A 25064-nucleotide genomic window follows, 5' to 3' on the forward strand; every position below is an offset into this window, starting at 1 on the left:
CCTCCCGCCACAACAACCAACCATGTGAAAATTAGGCAGATGTACCAAACTTTGTACTTCAGTATATAACAAACCACGGCGATCTCATGGATATCGGATTTTCAATTATCAGTCTATTGTAACCCCCGACAAGGTTCGCAAATCTTCAACCCAGGCGACCATAAAACAATGAAAATAGCCATACTAACACTTGGAACCCGTGGAGACGTTCAACCATATGCCGTCTTAGGAGAAGCGCTGCAACAGCGCGGGCATCAAGTGACTTTATCAACGGCAAAAAATTTTGAGGAACTTGTGAAATCCTATCATATTGACTTTTTACCTGTTGATGCGGACTTTCAGCAGATTTTAAACACTGAAGAAGGCAAAAAGATGATGAAGGGAAATCCTTTTGCCATCAAGCGAAATCTGAACAGTTGGGTTTATCCTTTAATCACTAATTCCCTTGTTGACTTTTACAACCTGGCAAAACAGAGTGACGTTGTTCTTTATCACGTTAAGACATTAGCGGACAGTTTTGCCGACCAGTTCCCCGAAAAGATGATTCGGACTTCAGTTTTACCAATCGTAGAACCGACAAATGAATTTGCAAATCCCGCCTTGAGTGGTTTACCTGTTCCTGGATTTCTTAACCGATTGACCTATACATTTTCAACCCTCAGCCAAAAGCTACTTTCGAAACCAATTGGTCAGTTTAGAAACAAGCTTAATTTATCCAAGAAATTCAAGGTTCCCCTCATAAAGAATATTTATGGAATAAGTCCCGGTTTCTTACCGCTTCCACACGACTTTTCGAGCCAATCTAAATTTACAGGCTTTTGGTTTGGTTCAGCAAAAACGGAGTTGACCCCAGACCTGGAATTGTTTTTAAAAACAGGAGAACCGCCTTTGCTTCTGACTTTTGGTAGTATGCCATTCAAGAGCAAGTTTGATTTGCAGACAGGTATAATCAAAGTCATTGAAAAATTTAACACGAGAATCATCGTTGTTAAAGGTTGGGGACTTAACCACACAGAAACAATTGAAAACAATCCAAAGATTAAAATAATCGAAGCTGCACCGTACGACAAACTTTTCCCGTTTACAAAAGCAATCATTCATCATGGTGGCATTGGCACAACCGCCGAATGTTTGAGAGCAGGCAAACCTTTTATGATTTGCCCAATTCTTTACCCCATTGGCGACCAGTTTTTTTGGGGGCAACACGCCTTCAAAAAAGGAGTTGCAGTTAAGCCCACACCCATCAGCAAAATGACAGAGAAAATGTTCTTTGAGGGTGTACAGGAACTGTTGACCAACAATCGACTTTATGACAATGCAAGACAGATGCAACAACTTGTTAACAGCGAAAATGGACTTGAGAAGACAATTGAAGACATAGAAAACACCACGGCTAACAGCAACTTGACTTAGCGGCGGATTACGTGCTACTATTACAACTTTGGTCTGGCTTCAATGCACAAATTGATGATCGGCGAGTGTTCACGCCCAATGGACACAACGAAAAATCCTCGAGCCTAATTTTGAACATTAAAATGAACGAGCGCCCAACAGAACGGTGATGCATAGCTCACTGAAGTATATGCTGTAGAATATAATTTTTCAAACTGCAGTGGATTGCAAAGGGTATTTGAACATGACCCCGATGTTCACTTATAGGGTCTGCCTGCAACCGTGGAGGAAAGAGAACAGGTTACTAACAAGAATGTTGAACAGATTGAGCTTTCTGACACCGTTAGCGGTTCTTCAATATCTTACCGGGCTTTTGAACAGCAAAGTACTATACACATACCAGCTTGAAATACTATTGTAATGCGGAAAATACAAACACTAATCTTATCAGTCTTCCTGTGCATGGCAGCCTTTGCACAAGAGGACAAAGGCTTTAAGATCTACCAGTTCCCGGCTAACATGATCCCAACGATTGATGGAAAAACAGGTGACTGGGATAGTTTTCCCACATCGTACATCGTGGGTACAGACAAGTTGTGGGACGACTCAAAACGTTACCCCGCACCTGACCCAAAGAACCTTGATGTTAAAGTAAAAGTGGCCTGGGTAAAAGGTTTGAATCGCTTGTATTTTCTTTATGAAGCTTTTGATAACTATTGGGACTTTTCCCTGCCTGGTTTGCACAACGACATCTTAGAAATTGTTGTAGACGGAGATGCTTCGGGCGGTCCGCTGATCGATGAGCAACACCCAAAACAGGAGATACCCTGGCAGCAGCGCTATTTTGAATACCATGGGGTGCATGCACAAAATTACCACATCTTCACCCCGGCAGTTGGTAAAGACTGGGCGCTGGCTTGGGGCAGCCAGCCATGGATCAAACAGATGCCTTATGCTAACATTGCTTACAATTACAATTTCAAACCAGGAGAGCCAGGTAAATTGGTTGCTGAATTCTGGATTACCCCGTTCGACTATGCAGGTGCGGAGGGCCCTGCCCGTGCAGTGGAGTCAAAACTGTACGATAATAAAAAGATTGGCTTGTCGTGGGCGGTGATTGATTATGATGATGTAAAGGATGAAAAGAACAAGGGTTTCTGGAATTTATCGCAGCACCATAAAATGTATGGTAACGCAAGCCTGGGGCTGCTGTTTACCTTGATGCCACTCGAGGAGAAATATAAAAAGTCATTTGAAGCTGGATGGTCATTCGTGATTACGGATATGAACAAACGGGAAGTATTATTTAAAGATGAAAGCCGTGGCGAAATAAAGAAGTGGCATTGGGACTTTGGTGATGGCACTTCTTCAAACGAGCAAAATCCTGTGCACAAATACACAAAACCGGGCAAGTATATCGTGGTGTTGGATGTTGAAGGTCCGGCAGGTAAAAGCCGGATGGCTAACGTTTGGGATGTGGCGGTAAAATGATGTTTTTATAGTGAATTATACCGTGCACATCACGCGTTCAATTCTACACAATCATTCATTTATCGATGATCTTTTAGTTGAGCCGTTTGTGCAGTTGATTTTCGGAGTAACGATATGGAGTACAAGCCGGGTCCAAAGAATCCGCTTAACTAAACGATGTCGGATCACTTAGGCTCATGTAAACCGGGTTCTATCAAAAAAACTCGTAATAAACACAAGTTTGCATAAACCAGACTCAACATTATTCAATTCAGCATATTCCTAATTGCAGTACAATGGGCTACGCCCAGGCACGTTATTCAGAAAAGCGTGGGACCGTTACCTTAACCGGCACTGCGCCCTGAACATACCTTGAATCTAAAGGTTACTTTGCCGATGTCGTTTCGATGGAACTAACGATCATAGAGGGTAGGTTTACCATTGCCTCGCCCAACGAAAAACTCTTTGTACGCCCATTCATGTGGATGCAATCAATGGCGTGAGCCCCACACCCTGATCTTCCTGCCGGTGACCTCTCTTTTCTTGACGGCATACCCACTGTAGGCTCCAAGTTGGGTAAAGGTGCTTCAGATGTAATAAGCTTGACCTCAGAGCGACTTAAACCCTGTAAACAAACCATCAAGGTCCAATTTATTTTTGATTCGGATCACCAGCTTGGTATGGTAGCAAGCAGATGAACCTCCCTCAAAGAGCTGACTAATTTTGTCGCAAAAAGCGGTCTAAAATGGCGTAACTGCACCCCTGGAATTATATAGCAAGTTCGAGCTTTGTACTATTATCAAAAAACAACAATCATGAAAACTACAAAGACTGAAAAGATCATCTATTGGACAACTACCATCCTTATATTCGTGATGGAAGGTGTCATGCCAGCCCTAACATCCCACACAGAACTTGCAAAAGAAGGCATCCGGCATTTGGGCTATCCTGAATACTTTGGCAAAGCCCTGGTTGTCTTCAAAGTTTTGGGTGCAATCGTTTTGATAATGCCAAAGGTTCCAAATCGTATCAAGGAATGGGCCTATGCAGGTTTTGCTTTTGACTTTATCTTTGCCGGTATCAGTCATTGGGCGGTAGACGGCTTTGGCGGACAGACCTTCTTCCCGCTTTTTTTCCTGGCTATACTTATTACCTCTTACATTTTCTATTTTAGACTTAACAGATACCAGAATAATAGTAAGCTAACATTTAAAGCCAACGATTATGTCGTTTCAAGCATACATCAGTAACATAAAAGAGAAAACCGGTAAAGACGTCGCCGAATTCAAAATACTTGCAGAGAAAAAAGGCTTCCTGGAGAAAGGAGAAATTAAGCCAACGGTAAAAGCCACAGAGATCACGAATTGGTTGAAAAAAGAATTTGCACTCGGACATGGACATGCGATGGCACTTTATGCTGCATTTAAAGGCAAAACAGGTTAGGCAATCATTCGCGCAAACAGGAGGATATGCTAGATTGGGGTTGATGGCACAAAGCACAATGATGCTTCAATCACCGTGGTATCCTGAACCAGGGTGATGGCTTTTCTTATTCTGCAACATTGAAAAGCATAATGACCAGGCATCTTGTTTGTCGCTGGTAAAAAACAGAAGAGATTGAGATGATACTGTCTTCGAAGGCTGAAAACATCCTGGGTCAAATTAATAGCGAAACCAGGTTGGGCGACTTGCGGAAAATGGCCAGGGAAATTAAGAAGGATCATGAACTGGCGATGGAACTATGGTCAACGCGTGAACTTTTGCCGCGCCAACTCGCGATCCTTATTTTGAACAATAAGCTGCTTACGCAGGATTTCATAGATAAGCTTGACAAGGACATGCAGGATCATCCAATTGATGAACGAAATCAACCTGGTGGACTGGTTGATGGCAAACCAACTTTCTAAAGACAAGAAGACCATAACGCTTATGGAGTCCTGGCAAAACAGCCCTTCTTCACTACAAAGACGTGTATATTGGTATTACCAGGCTCGCTTGCGTTGGCTCGGACAAACACCTCCTCCAAATACAGAAGCATTGCTTTCTACAATTGAAAAACAGATAGCAAGCGAAAAATCGGAAGTACAATGGGCAATGAATTTCACGGCAGGATGGATTGGGGTTTTTGATATAAAATATCGAAGGCGCTGTATTGAAATTGGACACAGAACCGGTCTTTACAAAGGCGACAAGTTATCAAAAGGGTGTACCCCTGATTACTTGCCCGAGTTCATTAGGTTTGAAAGCACCAAGCGAAGTTTATGATTAACGGAACAGAACGTTTAAAAGACACCGGAAGCTGGGACGATTTCTGATTGCAACTAATGGGAATAAAGTTCAGTGTATGATCATCGGGCTTTAATGTACTGAATAGCTTTGGTTAACCAGCGATAATAATCCACTAGCGTAAACACGCTAACGCTTTCAAAAACGATGTGTTTGCCCCTTTTATATGGATTTGCATTCACGATGCCAATTTGCATCATTGTCGACTGCCCGGCTTCATCAAGACGAACGTCGCAATCACTTTATCAGCTAACCTGGCTGAGAAGAACGTTAGTAGTTAAAGATTATAACGCCAGGTAAACTTTCAATTGCAAAGAGGGTATGACCGGTACCCAGAGATACTTCTTTTTATCTAACTTTAATATAAAGAAGTCCATACGATGAGAAGGATAACACTTACCCTGCTTTGCGTTTTGTTTATTGTTGGCCTAAAAGCCCAGGCTGTTACATTTTTATCCCTGGGTTTTTCTGTTGCTCAGAAAGATATGAATGGTAATGTAACGAGGGTTAAAGAAAGAATGCTTCAACAAATGCATATACATTTCGACCTCGACCAAAAAAGGATTCTATTCAGATCGACGGGAATGTTTAGTACCGACACGTTTCATGTTAAAAAAACGATTTCGATATCAGGCGACATGAAGTCGCCCAGTTTTGAGAAGGATAGTACAACTATGGTTTTTTCGGGGGTTGACGACTCAGGACAGAATTGCACCGTAAGGCTAAAGGTGCGCAGGGATGAATACAAAACGCGCGGCGAAGAGTTACAAATTGAATACCTGCAACATACCGAAAGCTATAGTTTGCAGGCGCTCAGGCAGCGTTCTATCTACAACAAAACTAATTTTGGTTCTGAGTAGCTTCCGACTCGGGAAACCCTCGTCATCCGGTACACAACCGGAGCTTTATGCATTGCTTACAGTGTTGATGATCCAACATACGATCCACCCCATCCCGCTTACTAAAATCGCTAAGTAGGACCGGGGCATCCTCAATAAGGCTGCCTTAAATACCTACAATTATGGTCAGTCGGCTATACTGATTTTCAAAGCTGAACTAGGCTTCTGCCTTCCTTTACATATTGCCGACTGGAAATGTTCGGTGCCATTTCATCCGCTAATGCAAGGTCTTTAGCCCTTTCTTTAATGTATTGCTCTTGTAATGCCGATTCAGAAATTCTTTTAGTTAAACTCCCCGTCATAACGAGCGCTGAGGTTGCTATCTCTCTGCTCATAACAACGGTCAAATGATCGTATTGAACAAGTCGTTTACAAAAAAGCCCCGGTTCATTTCATCGCTAAGTAAAGCTGTGTGCCAGCACTATATTGAAGTTACCTGGGTAATCGTGTTAGTGAAAGACTTTTTGAAACAGCAAGCTCTATTGTTGAATTAACATAACCGTCACATTCCCTTCATTATAAGGTTACATCGAATCATTCAGTTTGCCCTTTAAACGAAAGCGGCATCAACTGCAGGTGCAAAAGTGTTATGCCCTGGACGTGCCATATATGCGGCATGCTATGCACCCGTATTCCGATCTTTTTTCCTGGTGGGAATTACCTGCTATAATCAACAATTATAAAAATGAGATCAAAGTTTACTATTTCGGTGGTTTTAATTTTCCTGCTGAGCCCTGTTTTCTCATGGGCGCAAAATGCAACCCAGGCTGTTGTACTCGGCATGGTGTCAAGCCCGGATGGACCCGTTCAGGGCGCAACCTTATCAGTAAAAAACGAGTCTACTGGTTTTACCGCCACTACGCTAACCAACAAAGAAGGGGGTTATATCTTCAATCAGCTTCCCCTGGGCAGCCCTTATTCCATCACCGTGTCTTTCGTAGGCTTTAAGTCGGAAAAAAAGACAGGCATCACCTTAAATCAGGGCGATCGCATTGATATTGGTTTTGACCTGATCAGAAGCGAAGGCACGCTTACAGAAGTAGTGGTTACCACCAATACGCTACGCCGCAATGTTGCCAATGTGGGAGCCGCCACCACCATCTCCCCAAAAGACCTGAACACCTTACCGGTGAATGGACGCAATTTTACTACCCTGATTGACCTGTCACCGGTGGCCAATGGCACCAGCATCGGCGGACAATTGCAGTCCTCTACCAACTTTACCATTGATGGTATGACAGCTCGAGGCACTATTGCAGGTGGTAACACCTCAGGGGCCTATTCCATTTCGATCGAAGCCATTCGTGAGTTTAAAGTAGTGAACAATGAATATGATGTAACCGAAGGACGCGCCGGTGGTGGTACCATTAGCACGGTAACCAAATCGGGCACAAATACCTTCTCCGGTAGTGTCTTTGGCTTTCTGCGCCATAATAAGTTATCCAGCTCTTACGATATCCGTGGAAACAAGAGAAACCAGCCTTTCTCAACAGCACAGTATGGTGTTTCTATGGGTGGCCCTATTGTCAAGGATAAAGCACATTTCTTCTTTGTGTGGGACCATCAGCAAGATTCGCGGCCATTGAACAATGCAGACATCCGGACACCAGCTGATGAAGCTGCTTTCCGGGTGACCGAAAGCACACTGGAGCGCTTCACCCAGGTTGCCCGCGAAAAGTACGGCGTAGGAAATACCGAACAGTTTGGGTCATTTGATAAGCGCCGCTCTACCGACGCACTGTTTGGAAGAATTGACTGGCAGCTGAACAGCAAAAATCTCCTTTCTATTCGCAACAACTACGTATCTGAAACCGATAACCTTTCAGAAGGAGACAATTCGGGTATAAACGCTATCGAGTCCTATATTGATCGCAAGAAGATGAACAATAGCTTGATTCTTTCCTTGCGCACTTCCATTAATCCCAAACTCACTAATGAGTTCAAAGCACAGCAATTTCTTCAGCACGAATTTGTAATCCCCAGCCCGGAGCTGCCGTCGGCAAGTATACCGAGGGCGATTGTTGAAAACGTTACCTCAACCGGTCAAAATGGAACCACCTACACCAACTCTATCCAGATTGGTGGGCAGCGTTTCTCTCCCGAGTGGTTTAAAGGAACCGTGTACCAGGCCGTAAACAACCTATACCTGAACACCTCCAGGGTGAAATATACCTTTGGAGTTGACTTAATGTACACCCGCATGCATAACGTGTATGGAAGTGAGATGAACGGCCGTTTCTTCTTTACCGGACTCGACAATTTCCAGAACAGGACTCCTTATCGGTATGTGCGGGAAATAGCAATTGTTGATGATCCATCTACCATACTTCATCAAATGGCTTCAGGCGCTTACGCCCAAATGGAAACGAAACTGGGCAGGGGTGTAAACCTGCTGGCGGGGATCCGGGTGGACAATACCCAATACCTGAACGGAGCTGATTATAACGCCATAGCTGATAAGCAGCTGAATATAAATACCAGTAACAAGATCAATACTACCCAATTGCAACCCCGATTTGAATTAATGTGGGATGTAAGCGAAAAGAAAACGGACTTTATCCGTTTCGGTGCAGGTATTTTTGGATCTAACCTGAACCCATACTCGATGATCAACAACATCCTGTTTGATGGCACAAAGGTGGCTTCGGTGGATCTGACGACCAACCTGCCTTCACCTGATTTCATTGGTTATCGCCAGGATCCCACCACGGCACCCGGCAAAGAATTATTTGATATACCAGGCGTTGAGAAGTTGGTAACAATAAACACTAACAGTAAGGATGTTAAGGTGCCTACGGTGTACAAGGCCAGCCTTACCTATAATCATATTTTTGGCACAAAGCTGCGAATGGGTGTGAGTGCTTATGCCACCCTTGCTCGTAAGAATTATATGTATGTAGACCGCAACATGGTTGACCAACCTTTCTTTACCATTGAGCAGGAAGCAAACCGGGGGGTTTATGTGCCAGCTGCTACGATCAATAACCGAAATGGGGTAGCGAATTGGGTAAACAGCCGTAAAACAAACACACTCGGCCGCGTTCTGGAATTGATCAGCGATGGTAAGAAGAACCAGTACGCGATTGTAGTAGATGGAACCTACCGTTATTACAAGGATGGCCAGATTACGGCATCATACACCTGGAGTGACAGCCGGGACAATACTTCCTACAATGGTAACGTAGCTAACACAGCTACCCTTAACCTTATGGTAAAAGATGATCCCCGCGACTTGCGCAACATGGCTTATGCCGATAATCAATTTAGAACCAAGGTGGTGGTATATGCGAATGCACCAAGTATTAAGGGTATCACGCTTGGTCTTCGGTTCTCGGGAATAGGTGGCACACGTTACTCCCTGGCAGTGGCCGGCAACATGAACGGTGACTTTGTGAACTCCAACGACCTTGCTTACATCTACGATCCAAAGAATCCTTCCACTCCTAAGTATATTGCCGATGGTATTAATGCCATACTGGACAACCCCGACGTGGAGCAAAGTCTAAAGGATTATATTACCCGCAGCTTTGGTGAAATTGCCGAACGCAACGGCGGTATTAATGGCTTCTTTGGCACCTTCGACTTGCGCCTGGCTAAAAAGGTGATGATACATAGAAAGCACGGCGTAGAGTTGTCGATGGACCTTTTCAATGTGGCAAACACCTTTAACAAAAAGCGGGGTGTAAATCGGAACTTAGGTAAGCAGAATATCTATAATGTAACTTCTTTCAACACCGAAGCAGCCACGTTTGGGTATCGCGTCAACACGACTTCTGGCGTGTCGCCTTTAGGCGGTACTCCTTTCCAGGCGCAAGTTGGATTACGGTACAGCTTTTAAGTCGTTTTTGTAATCTCGAGCATTATCGCCATTAAATCGATTATGCGTCATTAATAAGTGGTGCCCAGCTAATAGTTGGGCACCACTTTATTGTTATATGCTCCGGTTCACTTGCTCCTAATAATCCAGTATAGGTTGCTTATTCTCCTGGCTGAGGTACTTTTCTATTACATCATATAAAATCTCCAATGACCTTCCTTATCGCAAGGTTCTCGTATCAACGCTTGATATTCACCCGCGCTTTTGCACCAGGTCTTAATCACATTACGAAACTACATTGATGCGGGGTGCAATCTAAAACCCAGCAGATTGACTGATGATATCGTTAGGGAACAATGTGTTGACCTCCTATCCGGCAGTGGATGATCATCAACCGTATCGAGATTAATACCTAATAGATTAGCTCCCGGGGTTATTCACAAGTATAGCATGAATGATCTTGTGTTCAATTGCTTAGGGTCATCCACCGAAGTAAAATAAACTAAATGAGTGGCAGACTTTGGGACTGAGCGGTCGTTGTCGACTCGCATAGCTCCGGTATATAATGATGAGTCACCAAAAAAGAGGCAATTAAAATTGAAGTCCGACCAGCGTAACCATTACAAAGCCATAAGCGGCTATTGGGTCCACAATGTTTGGTATCAACTTCAACTAGGGTCGCATCAAGAAACAGCTTTAGCCTTTTCAGGCAGCCATTTATTAAGAACTTGCTCAATCAACGGAACGAAAGGAATAAATAATATTACGCCGGCAAGATTGAAAAGCATGTGAGACGTGGCTATTTTCTGTTCAATGGACGCGGTTCCTGATATATAATTTATGAGTTGTATGTAGCTATTAAATGTAATAAGGCCAAGGCAGATGCAGATGAGATTAAACGTAAAATGAAATACACCCGTTTTAATGGCTTGGCGATCCGATCTAATAGTTGCCAACAGTGTATCTGAGCATGTTCCCAATTCCGCCCCAAGCATAACGGCGATCCCGGCTGGCAGCGTCAATAAGCTTTTTTTCGCAAGTGTGATTGCCATGCCGACCGTGGCTGATGATGATTGAATTATAAGTGTCACCAGCGCGCCGGTTCCCGATCCGACTAGCGGATTTTCCAACCGCGTCATCCAACTGATAAATTGCTCATGGTTTTTTAAAGGCTCTACTGCTCTCTCCATCGTGTACAAACCAAAGAATAAAATGCCAAAATAGATGATCACCTTGGCAGTAGCGGACACTTCTGCTTTCTTAGCAAAAAAACTTAATACCAGGCCCACAAAAATGGGAATAGGGGACCATTGGCCAATATCGAGCGCAATAATCTGGCTTGAAATAGTGGTACCAATATTTGCACCCATGACCACACCCATTGATTGTCGAAAGGTTATCATTCCGGAGTTCACTAATACTATGGTCATTATTATGACGGCTGAAGAAGAGTCTAAAAGAATAGTCACCACTGCACCGGTAAGTATGCCGGCAAGCAGGTTCTTGGTAAGATAGCTCATCCATTTTTTGGATTTTTCGCCTAGTAGTTCTTTAAGGGTTTCAGAAAGATTGTTGACCGCAAAGAGAAACAGGCTCAAGCCACCAATAACTAGTAAAATGATTTCCATCTTAAAAGGTAAAAGAACTTCTAAGTTGGTCAACGTTATCTTATTGTTACCCCATTTGCTTACTTGTGTTCAGATTCTTCTTAAGCCTAAACTGTGACAGGCTTCCCTGGTTTTATCAGTCAGCTTCACTGCAGAGTCAACAGATCATTACAGACTTCGACAGATTTAATTTAGTGATCAGTTACCACTTGGAGTGGATTGGGATAAACATCTCTAACTGCAGGCTCACTGGAGGTAAATGGTTCCGCCGCCTTTAATGTTTGATCATGAGTTTTCTCTATTGGAAACCAATTCGAAGTATTATTCAAATTCTTTTCTAAGCATTTCGGCGGCGTGAGCAGGTAAAGTCTGTAGATCTCTTGAGTCATATGGTTTTACAAGATGGTTCGTGTACGATAGATGGGCAAGGTTTTGAGATACGTACAATCTGTTCACCCTGAAGGCCAAACATGATAATGATAGTAAAGGCAGTGCTCTTAAGGTGATTAGCAGGGTCGACAATTGAAAATTATGAGTTGGGGTACATATATCGCTCGACGATCGTCTGCTTTTTAGTTAATTAAATTAAGGTACTATCTTAAGGAAATAAAGGGTAATTTAAAGCATCTATAAAACCATGATCGGTACTGCCGCAAACCTTCCTGGGTAAGTTTTAAAATGCTCAATTATGATACGTCTTAAACATTTCTTGCCTATCATTTTTATACTTCTTTTAGGTAATCAAAAAATGTCATCACGCCAGCAGGCAATTGTATATACTACTTTGCAACCCGAACAGTATGATATTTTTTTACTGGAAGAAAATAGCACCGTTCCCAAACGAATAACCAACCATAAGGGGATGGATTACAATGCCAGCTTTTCACCAGGTAATAAATGGATTGTTTATACCTCTGAACATAATGGCAATACGGATTTGTATGCCTTGCAAAATGGTAAAACAGATGAGCATAGTATACGCCTGACAACCGATAAAGGAGTAGATGACCAGGCAACTTTTTCTCCGGACGGTAAGCAGATTGTTTTTATGAGTACCCGCAGCGGCAATGCCTCGCTTTGGATAATGCCCTTCAATGCATTAGCTCCTTCATCAAAAACGGAACAGGAAGCCAGAGCAGTCACTGAAACGAAAGAGTATGGCGAATTTAACCCGGTCTTTTCCCCGGATGGACAGCAGATTGCTTTTTCTTCCAATCAAGCGGCTATACAACGGTTCAAGAATAAGGGAGAGCTAGACTATGTATGGCCTGATTGGACAGATATCTATGTAGTTGATAAAAACGGGAAAAATCTCCGACAGTTAACGGATACTAAAGCCATATATGGTTCGCCATGCTGGGATCAGACCGGAACCAATCTTTATTACTACAAGGACCTCAGCGATGTCATCAAGGGCGTCGGTAAAACAGGTGGCATAATGGTGATGGATCTCGCCAGCAAGAGAACGAGTTTTGTGACTGATACATTTAGCCATGCCTTTAGCCCCGCCATAAATTCCGGTAATGAAGTAGTCTATGTTCAGCGGGATGATAGCTTAACGACATTGTCACATAGAAGAATCAACCAATACTTTTACCTGGCAAAAACCGATGCGAAAGGGGGAAAGAAGATTCTCTTGAAAACGGCTAACATTAACTATTACCACCCCAAAATAAACACCCGAAACCAGATCCTGCTGTACGGAAATGGACCAATCGAGGGAATGAACAAAAAATCGAATGGCGAAACATTTGCCCGCCCTCAAACCATCCGGGAAGTTACCGTTGATAATGAAAAACTTTTGATTGGCGGGATCAGGGGATACACGCCCACGCTAACTGCCGACGGCAAAGAAATTATCTCGGCCGAATGGGTCAATGAGTTTACGCCGTATGAAAAGTCGCTTGGGTCTTCACCTATTGTTACCTGCGATCTAAACGGCAATAGTTATCGGACCCTGTTTACTTCGAAAAACGGTTTTGCCTGGACCCCTGTTGTAACCCGGGATAAAAAATGGATCATTTTCGGTTCCGGAGCCAGGTTTGCCGGTTCCGGGGAAAAAGTTGATATCTGGAAGGTAAAATACGACGGCACAGCACCTGTTAACTTAACCGCCAGCATGCCGGGTAATAATGCTTTTCCAGATGTTTCATATGATGGTAATTGGATTGTTTTCCGCGGCGTTAAAAACGAAAACGGGAAAGAAAATAAAGACATCTTTTTGATGGATTGTGAGGGGAAGAATCTAAGACAAAAGACCCACACACCCGAAACGGAAACCATGCCCGCCATCTCCCCTGATTGGCAAGTGGATCGTTTATTGTCGTCAAAATGCAATGACAAATGCCTTGAACATTTATGTACAGGAGGTCAATAATCCAAACGATAAAGGAGTGCCGCTTGATGCCGTTACCGACAAACTAGATTTGCATCCGCGGTTTTCACCGGATGGTAAATGGGTTGTGTTTGTTTCTTCCAGAGCCTTTATGTATGATGAGTTTCCTCTTTGCGGATTTAACCCCCAACCGTATGGAGAGGTTTTTATTAAGAAAATTGGCAGCGACAAACCACCGATTCAATTAACACATGATAAATGGGAAGACGGGATGCCTTTTTGGGGCTATTATGCTAAATAGATTTCGTTGGTTTAGCTAAAAGATCAGCGAATTTCAAGGCACAATTTAAGGCTTAGACCATATGCTTAGTTAGCGTCTTATCAAGCAAAGTTGACCCGGATTAAAGTGGCTTTGGAGTCAAAGCCGTAAAGCAAACAGGCGGCTATCAAATCAACTTAAGCGCCATCCCAACGAGTGCCGCGATTAAGATAATATGGGGCTCTTTGACTTTCTTTGTTTTTAGCAGGATAATAGCAGTGATTAAAGCTATCGCAGCAGTCGGAAGGTCTATAATGGTTCGGAGAGCAATAACTATGACTGCTCCTGCCAACGCGCCTACAACTGCCGCTGTTATCCCATCTACAAAAGCCTTAATGCTTGGGTTCCTGCCGTGTTTTTTGAAATACGGAGCTGGAAGGATTGTAAAAAGGTAACAAGGCAAAAAGGTAGCAAAGGCAGCGATACAAGCACCGGGAAAACCCGCAACAAGGTAGCCAATGAAACTTACCGTAATTACGACAGGACCGGGTGTTATCATAGCAACAGCTACCGCGTCGATAAACTCGTGTTCATTCAACCAATGATACTCAGTAACAACACCGGTGTGTAGAAATGGAACGATTGCCAGGCCACTGCCAAATACAAAAGCACCAGCCTTTGTAAAAAACCACGCAATTTGACCCAATGTATCCGTCTCAAATTGCCAAAAACCAGTCCCAAAAAGAAGTATCACGTTTGATACGGCAGGTTTCTTAAACCATTTAGGCGGACTTTTTACTAACATATAGATCAACCCTGCTGCTACAAACAATAAGACCTCTTCCTTCTCTGTAAGGATAGTGATAAGCGCGGCTAAAAAAAAGAATAACCAAAGCATCCATTTTTCGGCCAGTGACTTTATGTTTATTTTGCTGATAGACTTTTCAGTGAGCCTAAAACTGCTAATGATGATAATACCTACTACAGCTGCAGCTACTCCGTAGAAAATAGCTTGCATCCAGGGTAACCCTCCAAACGCTCTATAGGCAATTCCGAAAGCGACAACCATAAAAAATGAGGGTAGTATAAAAGCTAAACCGCATAGCGTTGCACCTAAGGTCCGGTAGTGGACATACCCTAAATAGATCCCCAGCTGTGCTGCCAGCGGCCCGGGGGCAAGTTGTGCTAAAGCCAAACCGTCTTTATAATCCTCTTCGGAGATCCACTTACGATCTTCTACCAGATCCCGATGCATATATCCGACCAGTGCTACCGGGCCTCCAAACCCAGCATAGCCAAGTTTGAAGAAGTACCCTATCAACGCTTTTAGTTCATAGACCGGTGTCATTTTGTTTTCTTCCATTCGGCTGATTTTGGTTGCAACATGTGTTTTCGTCTTGTCCTATGTTAAGCATGCCTTTATTTACCAACACGTGTCTTCATACCCATAGCAAGTATGTCATAGTCGATTGCTCATTTTTGGAAAGTCCAGCAGGAATTGCCAAACGCCTGCCGCCTGCGGAGCAAGGTCAAGCGATCTGTATTCACACGCAAAACGATGATAGCTATCGGCTGATACGGATCAGCCAGGTTCTAATTTATTATGATGTTTTCAAAAGTACAATACTCATTTCATCTGAATATTCAGCTCCGGGAATTCTGTGGGGTATAGTTTATAACCCCCGGCTTGTACAAAGCCTGTCCATCCGAGAACATACATGAACTCCGCAATTGTTTACAAAGGTGGAAAAAATATGGGTTAAGCAATCGGTCTTTCTTTGATCGCTTAGGTCTACCGGCTCCATGAGAGTAAAATGCAGAGACCAGTTGAATTGCCTCAAGTTTTGTTTTAACCTTCATGGAATAGTAAAGGGTTTTACTACTGCCAGGAAGTCGAATACTTGCTGAACTGAAATTAAATCCAATACCAATTGAATAAACAACTGTTGCCAACGGTCAGCTTTTCGACGCCGCAAGAAGGGGGTGCACTACCGAAGCTAGTTTATGTCAAATTACTATAAAATGGGTCATATATTTGATAACACCTTTGGAGATTATTGTCCTTCGGTTCACGAGAACACAAGCAACTACTATGCAGGCAACTTATCGATGTGAATTTAAGCTACTGGCCTTTTTACTGGCCGTATCAGCATCAACCATTTTTCAGGATGTTTTTGCTCAAAAACACAAAAGAAACTTCAAGCCAATTGACACTGCAGCTATTGAGCAGATTGTGGCTATAAAAGGAAAGAGCAACAACGGGGAATACAAGATAACGATTCCACAAAATGACCTTAGCGTACTCGTAGACGGTTTTAAGATAATACCTGCCATGGGTCTTAGTACCTGGGTCGCATTTACCCCATCGAAAAACGGAGTAATGGTAATGGGAGATATTGTAGTAACTGAAGACGACTTAAAGATAGTACAGCAGGAGATTATCAAGCAAGGTCTAACAACCACTGCCATTCACAACCACTTTGTCCGTAACCACCCCAACATCATGTTTATGCACATGGGTGGCTCAGGAAGTACCGAGATGATGGCACAAAAAACCAGAGCTGTGCTGGATAAGGTTAAAGAAGTACGAAAGACAAACCCGTCTGCCGGCACTGCTTCATTAGAAGCGGTTGTCAATACATTAGATACAAAAAGATTGGATGAGCTAATTGGCCACAAAGGGGAAATGACTAAAGGAGTATATAAATACACCATCGGCCGTCCGGATGTTAAGCTTACTGAACATGGCGTGCCTGTAAGTACCTTCCTGGGTTTTAATACCTGGGCAGCTTTCCAGGGAACACCGGACAAAGCTGCCGTGGCTGGCGACTTTACAATGCTGGAGGACGAAGTTGAGCCCGTTTTGAAAGCATTAATTGAAAATGGTATTGAAGTGGTTGCCCTGCATAATCATATGGTACATGAAAAGCCGCGCACGTTCTTTTTACATTATTGGGGCGTTGGCAATGCGGAACAATTAGCACGAGGCCTCAGGACAGCACTGAATGCAACAGGGAAAAATACCATGCGGATGGGCATGCATTAAAAATGGCCTTACTGGAGATGGTCAAGTTATGTACTTCGATCGACAGTGCCAGGGGGGTTAAGGAAATGTCAATGTCAGGACACACATTAGGTCTACCATACTACAGATCTGAAATCCGGCAAGTACCGATTAGCTCCAAAACGTTTCCGGGTTGACCAGCTTTCAAAAGACAGGTTTCGCCGTAAAAATGCTAGGCGCACTTCGGAGATCAGGGAACTGCGGGATCAACTTATGCAAGAATTACGCGGAACGCTGGGAAAGGCCAGGCAGTGACAAATGATTTCAGGCTCACCAGGACTTTAAATTTTTAGCCCTTCGAGTATTTCCAGCTTGTACCCCTTTCCATGTATATTCGTTATTCTGAGTTCGGGATCAGGGCTTAACTTCTTTCGCAGTTTTGACACAAACATGTCCAGGCTACGTCCGGTGATGACCCCTTCGTCAATCCAAACTTTCTGCAACAACGTTTCTCGCGGGATCAGTTCCCCGAAACTTTCGTGGAGCAATTCCAGAACCTTGCATTCCTTATCTGTCAGGCTAATCACGTCAGTACCTAAAAGCAGGCGCCGATCCTGCACGTCAAATAAAAATTTCCCAAGTGCAGCAAATTCCGGAACGGGGGCATTTACAAAAGCAGAATTTCCACGCTGCAAGGGCAGGCGCCTTAAAGATTTTCCAAAACGCCCCATAAACAAGATGCCAGCCAATAACACCAATACGCCAGCATAGACCAAATCTCTTAACGGATTGCCTGCGATTGACGTTTTTACTCCTTCAAGCCGTGAATTGAATTTCTTAGGGTCAGCTTCGCCTGGTTTGAGTTCTTTAGTCTCCTGCCCGATGTCAACGGTTGTCGTAGTTACTTTTTCAGGTCTGGGGTTGACTTCCTGAGGATTGAGGTCAACTGGCTGAGTTAAAGAAGAAGTTTTAGAATTCTTCCGATCTGCATTCTCATATAAATCCGGAAATGCAAATTCAATTGTGTAACAACCAGGAGGTTGACTCCGGCGTTTGCAGGGCAGGATGTCGGGTGAACTATTACTCACCTGAAAACCGTAAACAATGTCCCGTTTCGTGCAATCTTGTACTGTGACGGCATAGCCGGATCTGAACGCAGTTTTGGGCAGCAAGTCGTCAGACATCACCATCAGTGAATCGTGGCTAAAAACAAGTTCCTTTTCGAACCTGAGCAGAAAAGTGCCTTCTTTAGTTTCGATAACGGGCAATACACGTGAGGTTGAGTCACCCGCCTGCAGCAGCAACCGATTTCCGATCTCGCGAATTAAAAGGTTCACTTGCTTAGCCCGTGAGTCCCGCCCGGAATGTTCTTTAAAACCCGAAAAAATAACTAAAGCCGCCAGCAACATGGTCGCACTACCATAACGCATGACTAAACGGTTACTAAAAACGCCTGCAAAGGCGGGATTTACACTCATTTACACTTCATTTTACAATTGATTTACAAGTAACAGCAAGGTTCGACCGTACGTTTGGACAGGGAAGTTAATCAATTTGGATTATGGAGCGCAGAGGGAGAATGTTCTTTTCGAAAGTTGACATCGCTACAACCCTGACCAGGCTGTATCCAGATGGTGAGGTCTTGATTGCCGGACGTCTAAACAAAAAAACGGGCAAGCAAAGTCGAGTGATGATCTATTAAAATATTGACAAGAGATTTCGGCCAAGAAAAAGTGACTTATCAAAAGAGAGCGGCCATCGTAAATGTAAACAGTCTGAAGTTCAACCCGGCTGGCGAGCAGGGTAGTAAAACCGAAAGGGTTTTGGTATAAATTCAGTTAACCTGATAAAGAACGTTCCAGTGTATCAGCGATTTTTAAACTGCCACCAAAAGCCAGCTAAAGACTAAAACTTAAAATTTGAACAATGAAAAGATATCTTGGGCAAATCCGACGCCTTCTTCTCCTGACAATAACCATTTCTTGTTGTTCCTGCAACGGACAAACCACCAAAGATCTACGAAAAGAAAGCGTTAGTGAGCCAAAAACACAAGCTGTTGAACCGCCAAAAATAGGAAGAACCAAAGGGAACAATGTTTCTGGTAGCGTGCAGGACAAAGCTGGTGACCTTTGGTTTGGAACAGGTGATGGCCTGTATAAGTATGAAGGAAAATCTTTCCGGCAGTTTACAATTGATAGTGGGTTGAACAGTAACAAGATCACTTCTCTGTTAGAAGATAGATCGGGTAAAATTTGGATCGGAACCGAAGCAGGTCTTAATGTTTTCGATGGTAACACATTTGCTACCGTCCAAATTCCGCTGCGAAAAGATATGCCTCCTAACTCGCAGAGAAATACCCACAATGTATTCAGCATTATGCAGGACAAAAGCGGAAAATTATGGTTCGCAACCATTGATGGGGTTTACACCTACGATGGTAAAACCTTTTTGCCCTTTATTATAAAAAAAGATGGACCTGGCTTTATGAGTAGTAATCATAACGTAGAATCTATCCTGGAAGATAAAGCAGGTAACATCTGGTTTGGAGGACGCGCTACTGACGGCGTGTATCGATACGACGGAAAGGCCATAACCAACCTCAAAATCAGCGAACAAAAGGATCTTACTTGGGCCTGGCCTGCTTTGCAGGACAAAAAAGGAAATATTTGGTTCACCAACTGGGCCGGAGCACACCGATATGATGGCAAATCATTGATCAAAATGGATGGCTTATCTACAAATCCTCTTAATCCTATTACCCGAATGCTTGAAGATAGAAAAGGAAATCTTTGGTTTGGAGGTGCTGGGGGACTTTGGAGCTACGATGGAAAGTCTGTTACTCACTTTACAGTACAAGATAGGGTAATCGATAGCGGAACATGGTTATCGCGGGAAGCTGGAAAGAGTAATGGTGTATGGTCAATGTTGGAAGATAAAACGGGCAACCTTTGGATCGGCACCAGTAATACCGGTTTGTACCGCTTTGATGGGAAATCATTCATAAGCTTTTCTGAAGAAAAATAAACAACTAACACAAAGAAGCAACAAACATGGTCGGCGTATGGTGGTGAACGCTTTGATGTTACCAGTTTTAGTTTCAAAAAGGGCTATAAGTTGGTAAATTAAGCTGTCCGATTAATGAAGTCACCTTAGCTGATTTGAAATAGAAGATCCGGGTGCAAGGAGCTGATAAAAAAAATCATGCGTTCAGCGTTTGGAGACATTTAAAGTACAATGCCATTTAGAATGGAATCAAAAAACAAGACTGCTGAAAACACCATCGAGATAATGCTGCAGCTACCGAGCAATGCTTACCAGTACACAAGATCATCATCAAATAAAGTTTTAAGCAATTCCACCATAAGAACTACTTAAAGTATACCCCCTAAACGGTCACAAAGACATTTATTCAGAAAAGTACTTCTCCTTACCGGCCGAACCGCCCTTGCAAAAAGGGAGCAACCTAAGTTTGTCTAATTGAATTAATAAAACCATGAAACATATTAAAAAGCTTTTGTATAGCCTGCTAATTATACTGACCGGATCGATTTTCTTTACTGCACATGCCCGGCAAAAGCAAGGGAGTCAGGGACCCGATTACCAGCTCGATGTTAAACAAAGCAAACTATTATGGAACGCTCCCGGCAACCGCCATCATGGTTTCATCTTATTTAATTCCGGTACCCTTAGCGGCGTTATTGCGGGCCATCCAACCCGTGGTCATTTTAGCATAGATATGAACAGCATGCGAAGTACTGACGAAAGTTCCCCCGAGGGAAGAGAAAGGGTTGACGACGAGTTGAGAAGCGAGGGGTTCTTTGCTGTTTCAAGATACCCGACTGCCACCATAGTAGTAAACAAGATACGCGCCGAACCTAATGGCACAACCTTCAGCGTTTACGGCGATCTAACGATTAAAAACGTGACCAAACCCATTGAATTTACTGCTATCCTGAAACAACAGGGCAATACGATTACTGCCAAAGCAAACCTCGTCATCAACCGCGAGAATTGGAATATCAATCTCCAGCAGAAACCCAAGTCGTGGAATCTTTTTGACAGCATGAAAGGTCATCTTGTTGATAATGATATTCCGGTTAGCCTGAACCTGGTATTTACTAAGAAATAAAAAATCTATAATGAGTACAATGAAACTGTGCGCACCTTTTTCCGGCCTGTTCCTGCTATTTGCATTGATTACTTCATGTAGCGGACAAGTAAACACAAATACTCCTAAAGACCAAAATACATCGAAACCAAGTCCGATGGTAATAAGAAACTTTAAGGCTGCTGCCTTGCCGCCGGATTTTGACACTACTTTAGTCAGTCAATACATACGAAGTATTTTCCAGGACTCGAAAGGAAATTTATGGTTTGGCACCATGGGCGAAGGAGCAGTTAGGTATGATGTAAAAACCTTGACCTACTTTTCCCATCCGGAAGGTTTTTATAACAACACTGTTTTTGCTATTACTGAAGATAAAGTTGGCAATATTTGGTTTGGCACTGACCAGGGCGTTTATAAATACAATGGGAAAACATTTAGAAACTTCAACGAGAAAGATGGACTTAAGAACTTAGTGATTGGGCGTAAAAGCATCCTTGTTGATAAATGGGGTACTATTTGGGTAGGCACACACGGTGGGGTTTACCGTTACGACGCATCGGCAGATAGTAAAGGCGGTTTATCATTCTCGCTTTTCGAATCACTTCCACCGATAGGTGTTGCAGACATGGTGGAAGACAGAAAGGGCAATATGTGGTTCGCTTCGTTTGATAAAGGTGTTTTTCGATATGACGGTAAAGCGATTGTAAATTTCAACGAGATAGAAGGCTTAGGCAATAACTATGCAGGTGGGATTGCTGAAGATAAAGCAGGTAATATGTGGTTTACCATGAAAAATGGTATTTGCAAATATGATGGAAAGACCTTTACAAAATATACTTCCAAAGACGGTCTATGGGGAAATGAGTTTTGGGGCATACTCGTTGAACAGTCAGGTAAGATTTGGGTTACCGCCAGGGGCAGTACAACAAGATTTGACCCTTCTATACCTTTACCAAATGCAAAAGCGTTTACTGTGTATACACCCGACAACGGTTTAAATTGCTGTGTGCAAAGTATGTATCAAGATAAGTCAGGAAATGTGTGGTTGGGTACCGGCCAGGGGCTTTATCGATTTGATGGATCACGCTTTTCTAAGGTCAAACAAAAAGGGCCTTGGGAAAAGCCTGTCTGGCTGCCTTTCCCGCAATAGCTGTAAGGTAACGACTCGTCATGTGGCAGTACACACCTTAGGAAGCCGTCATAGAGATCGCGAGATCCGCAGTACTCCATTGCATGCAAACAATTGCTGCCAGGATGACCTTGATCATATGACACCCTTTTGTTTGAGCCAGACCCTGCAAGTCCCTACTTTAATTACGCTTACACCTCACTATTGCCGGTCTAAAACACCCGGCAATTTGCCTGATACCAGGTCTGTCCACAAGGTATAAACGTTCCCTTTTTAGCACTGGAGAGCGTCTACCTTTACTTTTGCAGGGCTGAGTCTAGCAGAGAGGTTTTGGTCATATACGACTGGATGTAAGCAATTATTCCCGACATTGCCAATTAGTTATTTGAGTCTTGTTGGCTCTGTAGTCTATCTTTATTCATCTTCAGTAATACTTTGTTTCTGAAGCTTTGATATAAGCTTTATAAGATTGCCGGGTGTACGGGGCGCACACTTAAGAAGTGAGCACAATAGCAGATCCTTATACAAATCATATAACAAGTACAACAATTATCCCGGGACATCCAAGGAAGCTGCAAAGATTTGCTCCGTCAAAAAGAACTCCAGCCAAGGACTAAAGCAGCCGGTCTAACCTACGCATACCTCGTTGATGCTAACCATTTTCTTTATTCAATCGTTCTTTTATTTTGTTCGCTGTGCGCAACATCAACTTTGTAATGTTCGCTTTATGGGCTGGCGTAAGCCGGCTTTCAGGAAGGTATACGCTAAGGCTGGCAACTACCTGTTTATTCTTGTAAATAGGAACGGCAAAACCTAATATATGATTGGCATTTACAGTATGACTAAACTGGTCTTCCCTGATCTTCTGCAACGCCTTTTCGAGCTTCTCCCGGGTTTGAACACCTGGCCATTGTTGGGCATCGGGAATACCTACAACCTGTATAAATCTATCGAGATCCTTTTGGGATTGGTACGCAAGCAAAAGCCTGCCGCTGGCTGTCTGGTAGATCGGGGCCTCAATTCGGGTGCGCACCTGGAGATCCTGGTTACTTTGAACAGTATGAACAACAAATCGCTTGTTGTTCCTGATTACCGCAAGGAGGCAGGTTTCGTTTAAACTTTCGGTAAGATCTTCCATGAGATCTTTTGCGGCAAGGATAAGGTTTTGGCTATAAGCAAGGTTGCCGGTTAATTGATAAGCATTCGCGCCTAAACGGTAACCTTCTTTCCGGCCAACATGTTCCAGGTAGTTCCTGTTTACCAGAGTTTTGACAATATTGGCGGTAGTAGGTTGACTGAGTCCGGCATTTTCGGCAATCTTAATCAACTGTACAGGCTCTTTTCCATGTTGGGCAACAAACTCCAGGATGTCAAGGGCTCTTTCAATAACTTGTATCATTGCGAAGTAATTCGCGTAAAACTAGTAAAATTTACAGTTCAATTAGGTTGAATTATTTGTCTTGCCTTAAAATAAATACTTGCTATACGGGCCTTCTCTTAGACCGAGGCCGCAGGTTGAACCGCTTTTCTCCAAGGCGAGGGAGATAAACCTCCATTTGTATGTTCAACGCACTTTATAATTTCCCGGGCTGACAATAAACCCGGATATTCTCCTGTTTTACATGGTTTCATGAATTTAGCTGATCACCCGGTGAATAACGAGATGCCGTACAAGGGAGTGACACAACCGGAGCCCAATTGAACTTCTACTGCTGGTGCCATAAAAAACCACATATGCAGCAAAGCACCTGCCTTCATGCGTTCGGAGCAAAACGGATAACTACAGTGGAGCTGTATACCTGTACTTAACGGCTCCCGCAGATGAACCATAATAACATAGAAGGGGGAGGAGATAGGAAAGAATTTGATGTGCCGGGGTGGAACAGCATTGTTGAGAAATATCACCAAAATAGTTTGGTGGAACTAAATAAAATTCTTCCATTTACAACATTATTGATATACTATTCAATATAACTGAGCTAACCTTCCATCCGGTGTCGCACTCATCACCGTTGATGAGCAAGGTGAGAACTGTATAGTAGTGGCTTCAGGCGCAAATGGTGCACTCGAACCCAGCGACCTCACAGGCATAGAAGCGACCCGATGACTGATCTTTACCTGTTTACCGGTGATAAGAAGTACCTCGACTTTTGTTATTATATCGTGGACAGCTACAACGTAAAAGATGGCCCTGCACTAATTAAAACGCTGAATGCTACTGATGGCCGGGTTGATAAAACGGCAAATGCAAAAGCTTATGAGATGATGTCGAACCTTGTTGGCTTAATCAAACTTTACAAGATCACCGGCGACACAAGCGTATACAACCCTGTGCTAAAATCGTGGAAACACATTGCCGCAAACCGCCTGTATATTACCGGAACAACATGTTCTTTTGAACATTTCAAAGATGATCATGTGCTGCCCGCCGGCGTAAACGACCATATGGGTGAAGGCTGCGTAACCACTACATGGATACAAATGAATTACCAGTTGCTTTTACTTTCCGGTAAAATGCAGTACCTCGATGAACTGGAAAGGGGGGCATATAATCACCTTATGGGTGCAGAGAACCCGCAAACCGGTTGTGTAAGCTATTATACCCCGTTGGAAGGGCAAAAACCTTTTGGATGTAACATCACCTGCTGCATGTCGAGTGTTCCAAGAGGTATTGCGATGATTCCACACGAATATGACCCCATCCAGGGGTCTGGAGATGCGCACGTTCACGTGGCTATGGAATAGCTAAGCCGGTATA

The 25064-nt window shown here is 43.4% G+C and carries 19 protein-coding genes; 15 read left to right on the forward strand and 4 right to left on the reverse strand.

What is annotated here, in order from left to right:
* Nucleotides 1-168 precede the first annotated feature (168 nt).
* The 8 genes from EXU57_RS01200 to EXU57_RS01230 all read left to right on the forward strand — a co-directional run bounded on the left by EXU57_RS01200 (nt 169) and on the right by EXU57_RS01230 (nt 9885).
* Complete coding sequence (locus EXU57_RS01200; RefSeq protein WP_133266336.1) at nt 169-1413, forward strand: glycosyltransferase; 1245 nt, start codon at nt 169-171, stop codon at nt 1411-1413.
* Between the two features lie 399 nt (nt 1414-1812).
* Complete coding sequence (locus EXU57_RS01205) at nt 1813-2883, forward strand: PKD domain-containing protein (protein WP_133266337.1); 1071 nt, start codon at nt 1813-1815, stop codon at nt 2881-2883.
* Nucleotides 2884-3677: 794 nt separating this feature from the next.
* The gene (locus EXU57_RS01210) at nt 3678-4112 is read left to right on the forward strand and encodes a DoxX family protein (RefSeq protein ID WP_133266338.1); all 435 of its coding nucleotides are present in this window, start codon (nt 3678-3680) and stop codon (nt 4110-4112) included.
* Nucleotides 4087-4305, forward strand: a complete 219-nt coding sequence (locus tag EXU57_RS01215) for a DUF4287 domain-containing protein (protein WP_133266339.1) — start codon at nt 4087-4089, stop codon at nt 4303-4305. Before EXU57_RS01210 ends, EXU57_RS01215 begins: the two co-directional genes overlap by 26 nt.
* 179 nt (nt 4306-4484) lie before the next feature.
* A complete protein-coding gene (locus EXU57_RS25300; RefSeq protein ID WP_207955350.1) occupies nt 4485-4769 on the forward strand; it encodes a hypothetical protein in 285 nt (94 codons plus the stop codon).
* Nucleotides 4750-5127 carry a hypothetical protein gene (locus tag EXU57_RS25305; RefSeq protein WP_243745472.1) on the forward strand — a complete coding sequence of 126 codons (378 nt, stop codon included), beginning with the start codon at nt 4750-4752 and terminating at the stop codon, nt 5125-5127. Before EXU57_RS25300 ends, EXU57_RS25305 begins: the two co-directional genes overlap by 20 nt.
* A 401-nt stretch (nt 5128-5528) precedes the next feature.
* Complete coding sequence (locus EXU57_RS01225; RefSeq protein ID WP_133266340.1) at nt 5529-6008, forward strand: hypothetical protein; 480 nt, start codon at nt 5529-5531, stop codon at nt 6006-6008.
* Between the two features lie 724 nt (nt 6009-6732).
* A complete protein-coding gene (locus EXU57_RS01230) occupies nt 6733-9885 on the forward strand; it encodes a TonB-dependent receptor (protein WP_133266341.1) in 3153 nt (1050 codons plus the stop codon).
* 662 nt (nt 9886-10547) lie between these two features.
* Here EXU57_RS01230 and EXU57_RS01235 read toward each other — a convergent pair.
* A complete protein-coding gene (locus tag EXU57_RS01235) occupies nt 10548-11492 on the reverse strand; it encodes a Na/Pi cotransporter family protein (RefSeq protein ID WP_133266342.1) in 945 nt (314 codons plus the stop codon).
* 727 nt (nt 11493-12219) lie between these two features.
* Between EXU57_RS01235 and EXU57_RS01240 the strand changes: the two genes are divergently transcribed.
* Both EXU57_RS01240 and EXU57_RS01245 read left to right on the forward strand, forming a co-directional pair.
* Nucleotides 12220-13848 carry a PD40 domain-containing protein gene (locus EXU57_RS01240; RefSeq protein ID WP_165957991.1) on the forward strand — a complete coding sequence of 543 codons (1629 nt, stop codon included), beginning with the start codon at nt 12220-12222 and terminating at the stop codon, nt 13846-13848.
* A complete protein-coding gene (locus tag EXU57_RS01245; protein WP_165957992.1) occupies nt 13820-14107 on the forward strand; it encodes a PD40 domain-containing protein in 288 nt (95 codons plus the stop codon). Before EXU57_RS01240 ends, EXU57_RS01245 begins: the two co-directional genes overlap by 29 nt.
* 145 nt (nt 14108-14252) lie before the next feature.
* Here EXU57_RS01245 and EXU57_RS01250 read toward each other — a convergent pair whose 3' ends face one another.
* Nucleotides 14253-15428 (reverse strand): chromate transporter, encoded by a 1176-nt coding sequence (locus EXU57_RS01250; RefSeq protein ID WP_133266345.1) that lies wholly within the window; start codon nt 15426-15428, stop codon nt 14253-14255.
* 729 nt (nt 15429-16157) lie between these two features.
* Between EXU57_RS01250 and EXU57_RS01255 the strand changes: the two genes are divergently transcribed.
* On the forward strand, nt 16158-17111 hold the full coding sequence (locus EXU57_RS01255) for a DUF1259 domain-containing protein (protein ID WP_133266346.1): 954 nt from the start codon (nt 16158-16160) through the stop codon (nt 17109-17111).
* Nucleotides 17112-17410: 299 nt separating this feature from the next.
* Here EXU57_RS01255 and EXU57_RS01260 read toward each other — a convergent pair whose 3' ends face one another.
* Complete coding sequence (locus EXU57_RS01260; RefSeq protein ID WP_207955352.1) at nt 17411-18547, reverse strand: winged helix-turn-helix domain-containing protein; 1137 nt, start codon at nt 18545-18547, stop codon at nt 17411-17413.
* A 448-nt stretch (nt 18548-18995) separates the two neighbouring features.
* Here EXU57_RS01260 and EXU57_RS01265 point away from each other — a divergent pair, with 448 nt between their 5' ends.
* The 3 genes from EXU57_RS01265 (at nt 18996) to EXU57_RS01275 (ending at nt 22327) form a co-directional block, all read left to right on the forward strand.
* Entirely contained in the window at nt 18996-20093 is a 1098-nt protein-coding gene (locus EXU57_RS01265) for a two-component regulator propeller domain-containing protein (RefSeq protein WP_133266347.1), read from the forward strand.
* A 469-nt stretch (nt 20094-20562) separates the two neighbouring features.
* Nucleotides 20563-21198 carry a YceI family protein gene (locus EXU57_RS01270; RefSeq protein ID WP_133266348.1) on the forward strand — a complete coding sequence of 212 codons (636 nt, stop codon included), beginning with the start codon at nt 20563-20565 and terminating at the stop codon, nt 21196-21198.
* A gap of 10 nt (nt 21199-21208) precedes the next feature.
* Entirely contained in the window at nt 21209-22327 is a 1119-nt protein-coding gene (locus EXU57_RS01275; protein ID WP_207955353.1) for a two-component regulator propeller domain-containing protein, read from the forward strand.
* Between the two features lie 631 nt (nt 22328-22958).
* On the opposite strand, the gene EXU57_RS01280 is transcribed toward EXU57_RS01275, so the two are convergent.
* On the reverse strand, nt 22959-23705 hold the full coding sequence (locus tag EXU57_RS01280; protein ID WP_133266349.1) for an IclR family transcriptional regulator: 747 nt from the start codon (nt 23703-23705) through the stop codon (nt 22959-22961).
* 704 nt (nt 23706-24409) lie between these two features.
* Between EXU57_RS01280 and EXU57_RS01290 the strand changes: the two genes are divergently transcribed.
* Nucleotides 24410-25051, forward strand: coding sequence for a beta-L-arabinofuranosidase domain-containing protein (locus EXU57_RS01290; RefSeq protein ID WP_133266350.1), 642 nt, complete (start codon nt 24410-24412; stop codon nt 25049-25051).
* Nucleotides 25052-25064: the final 13 nt, after the last annotated feature.

Origin of the sequence: Segetibacter sp. 3557_3 (genome assembly GCF_004354985.1) — a bacterium.
Taxonomy (GTDB): Bacteria; Bacteroidota; Bacteroidia; order Chitinophagales; family Chitinophagaceae; genus Segetibacter.

Excerpts from the sequence above, each read along its gene's own strand:
- EXU57_RS01200 (WP_133266336.1), top strand. The coding sequence starts at position 169 with ATGAAAATAGCCATACTAACACTTGGAACCCGTGGAGACGTTCAACCA.
- EXU57_RS01205 (WP_133266337.1), top strand. The coding sequence starts at position 1,813 with ATGCGGAAAATACAAACACTAATCTTATCAGTCTTCCTGTGCATGGCA.
- EXU57_RS01210 (WP_133266338.1), top strand. The coding sequence starts at position 3,678 with ATGAAAACTACAAAGACTGAAAAGATCATCTATTGGACAACTACCATC.
- EXU57_RS01215 (WP_133266339.1), top strand. The coding sequence starts at position 4,087 with ATGTCGTTTCAAGCATACATCAGTAACATAAAAGAGAAAACCGGTAAA.
- EXU57_RS25300 (WP_207955350.1), top strand. The coding sequence starts at position 4,485 with ATGATACTGTCTTCGAAGGCTGAAAACATCCTGGGTCAAATTAATAGC.
- EXU57_RS25305 (WP_243745472.1), top strand. The coding sequence starts at position 4,750 with ATGGCAAACCAACTTTCTAAAGACAAGAAGACCATAACGCTTATGGAG.
- EXU57_RS01225 (WP_133266340.1), top strand. The coding sequence starts at position 5,529 with ATGAGAAGGATAACACTTACCCTGCTTTGCGTTTTGTTTATTGTTGGC.
- EXU57_RS01230 (WP_133266341.1), top strand. The coding sequence starts at position 6,733 with ATGAGATCAAAGTTTACTATTTCGGTGGTTTTAATTTTCCTGCTGAGC.
- EXU57_RS01235 (WP_133266342.1), bottom strand. The coding sequence starts at position 11,492 with ATGGAAATCATTTTACTAGTTATTGGTGGCTTGAGCCTGTTTCTCTTT.
- EXU57_RS01240 (WP_165957991.1), top strand. The coding sequence starts at position 12,220 with ATGTCATCACGCCAGCAGGCAATTGTATATACTACTTTGCAACCCGAA.
- EXU57_RS01250 (WP_133266345.1), bottom strand. The coding sequence starts at position 15,428 with ATGGAAGAAAACAAAATGACACCGGTCTATGAACTAAAAGCGTTGATA.
- EXU57_RS01255 (WP_133266346.1), top strand. The coding sequence starts at position 16,158 with ATGCAGGCAACTTATCGATGTGAATTTAAGCTACTGGCCTTTTTACTG.
- EXU57_RS01260 (WP_207955352.1), bottom strand. The coding sequence starts at position 18,547 with ATGAGTGTAAATCCCGCCTTTGCAGGCGTTTTTAGTAACCGTTTAGTC.
- EXU57_RS01265 (WP_133266347.1), top strand. The coding sequence starts at position 18,996 with ATGAAAAGATATCTTGGGCAAATCCGACGCCTTCTTCTCCTGACAATA.
- EXU57_RS01270 (WP_133266348.1), top strand. The coding sequence starts at position 20,563 with ATGAAACATATTAAAAAGCTTTTGTATAGCCTGCTAATTATACTGACC.
- EXU57_RS01275 (WP_207955353.1), top strand. The coding sequence starts at position 21,209 with ATGAGTACAATGAAACTGTGCGCACCTTTTTCCGGCCTGTTCCTGCTA.
- EXU57_RS01280 (WP_133266349.1), bottom strand. The coding sequence starts at position 23,705 with ATGATACAAGTTATTGAAAGAGCCCTTGACATCCTGGAGTTTGTTGCC.
- EXU57_RS01290 (WP_133266350.1), top strand. The coding sequence starts at position 24,410 with ATGACTGATCTTTACCTGTTTACCGGTGATAAGAAGTACCTCGACTTT.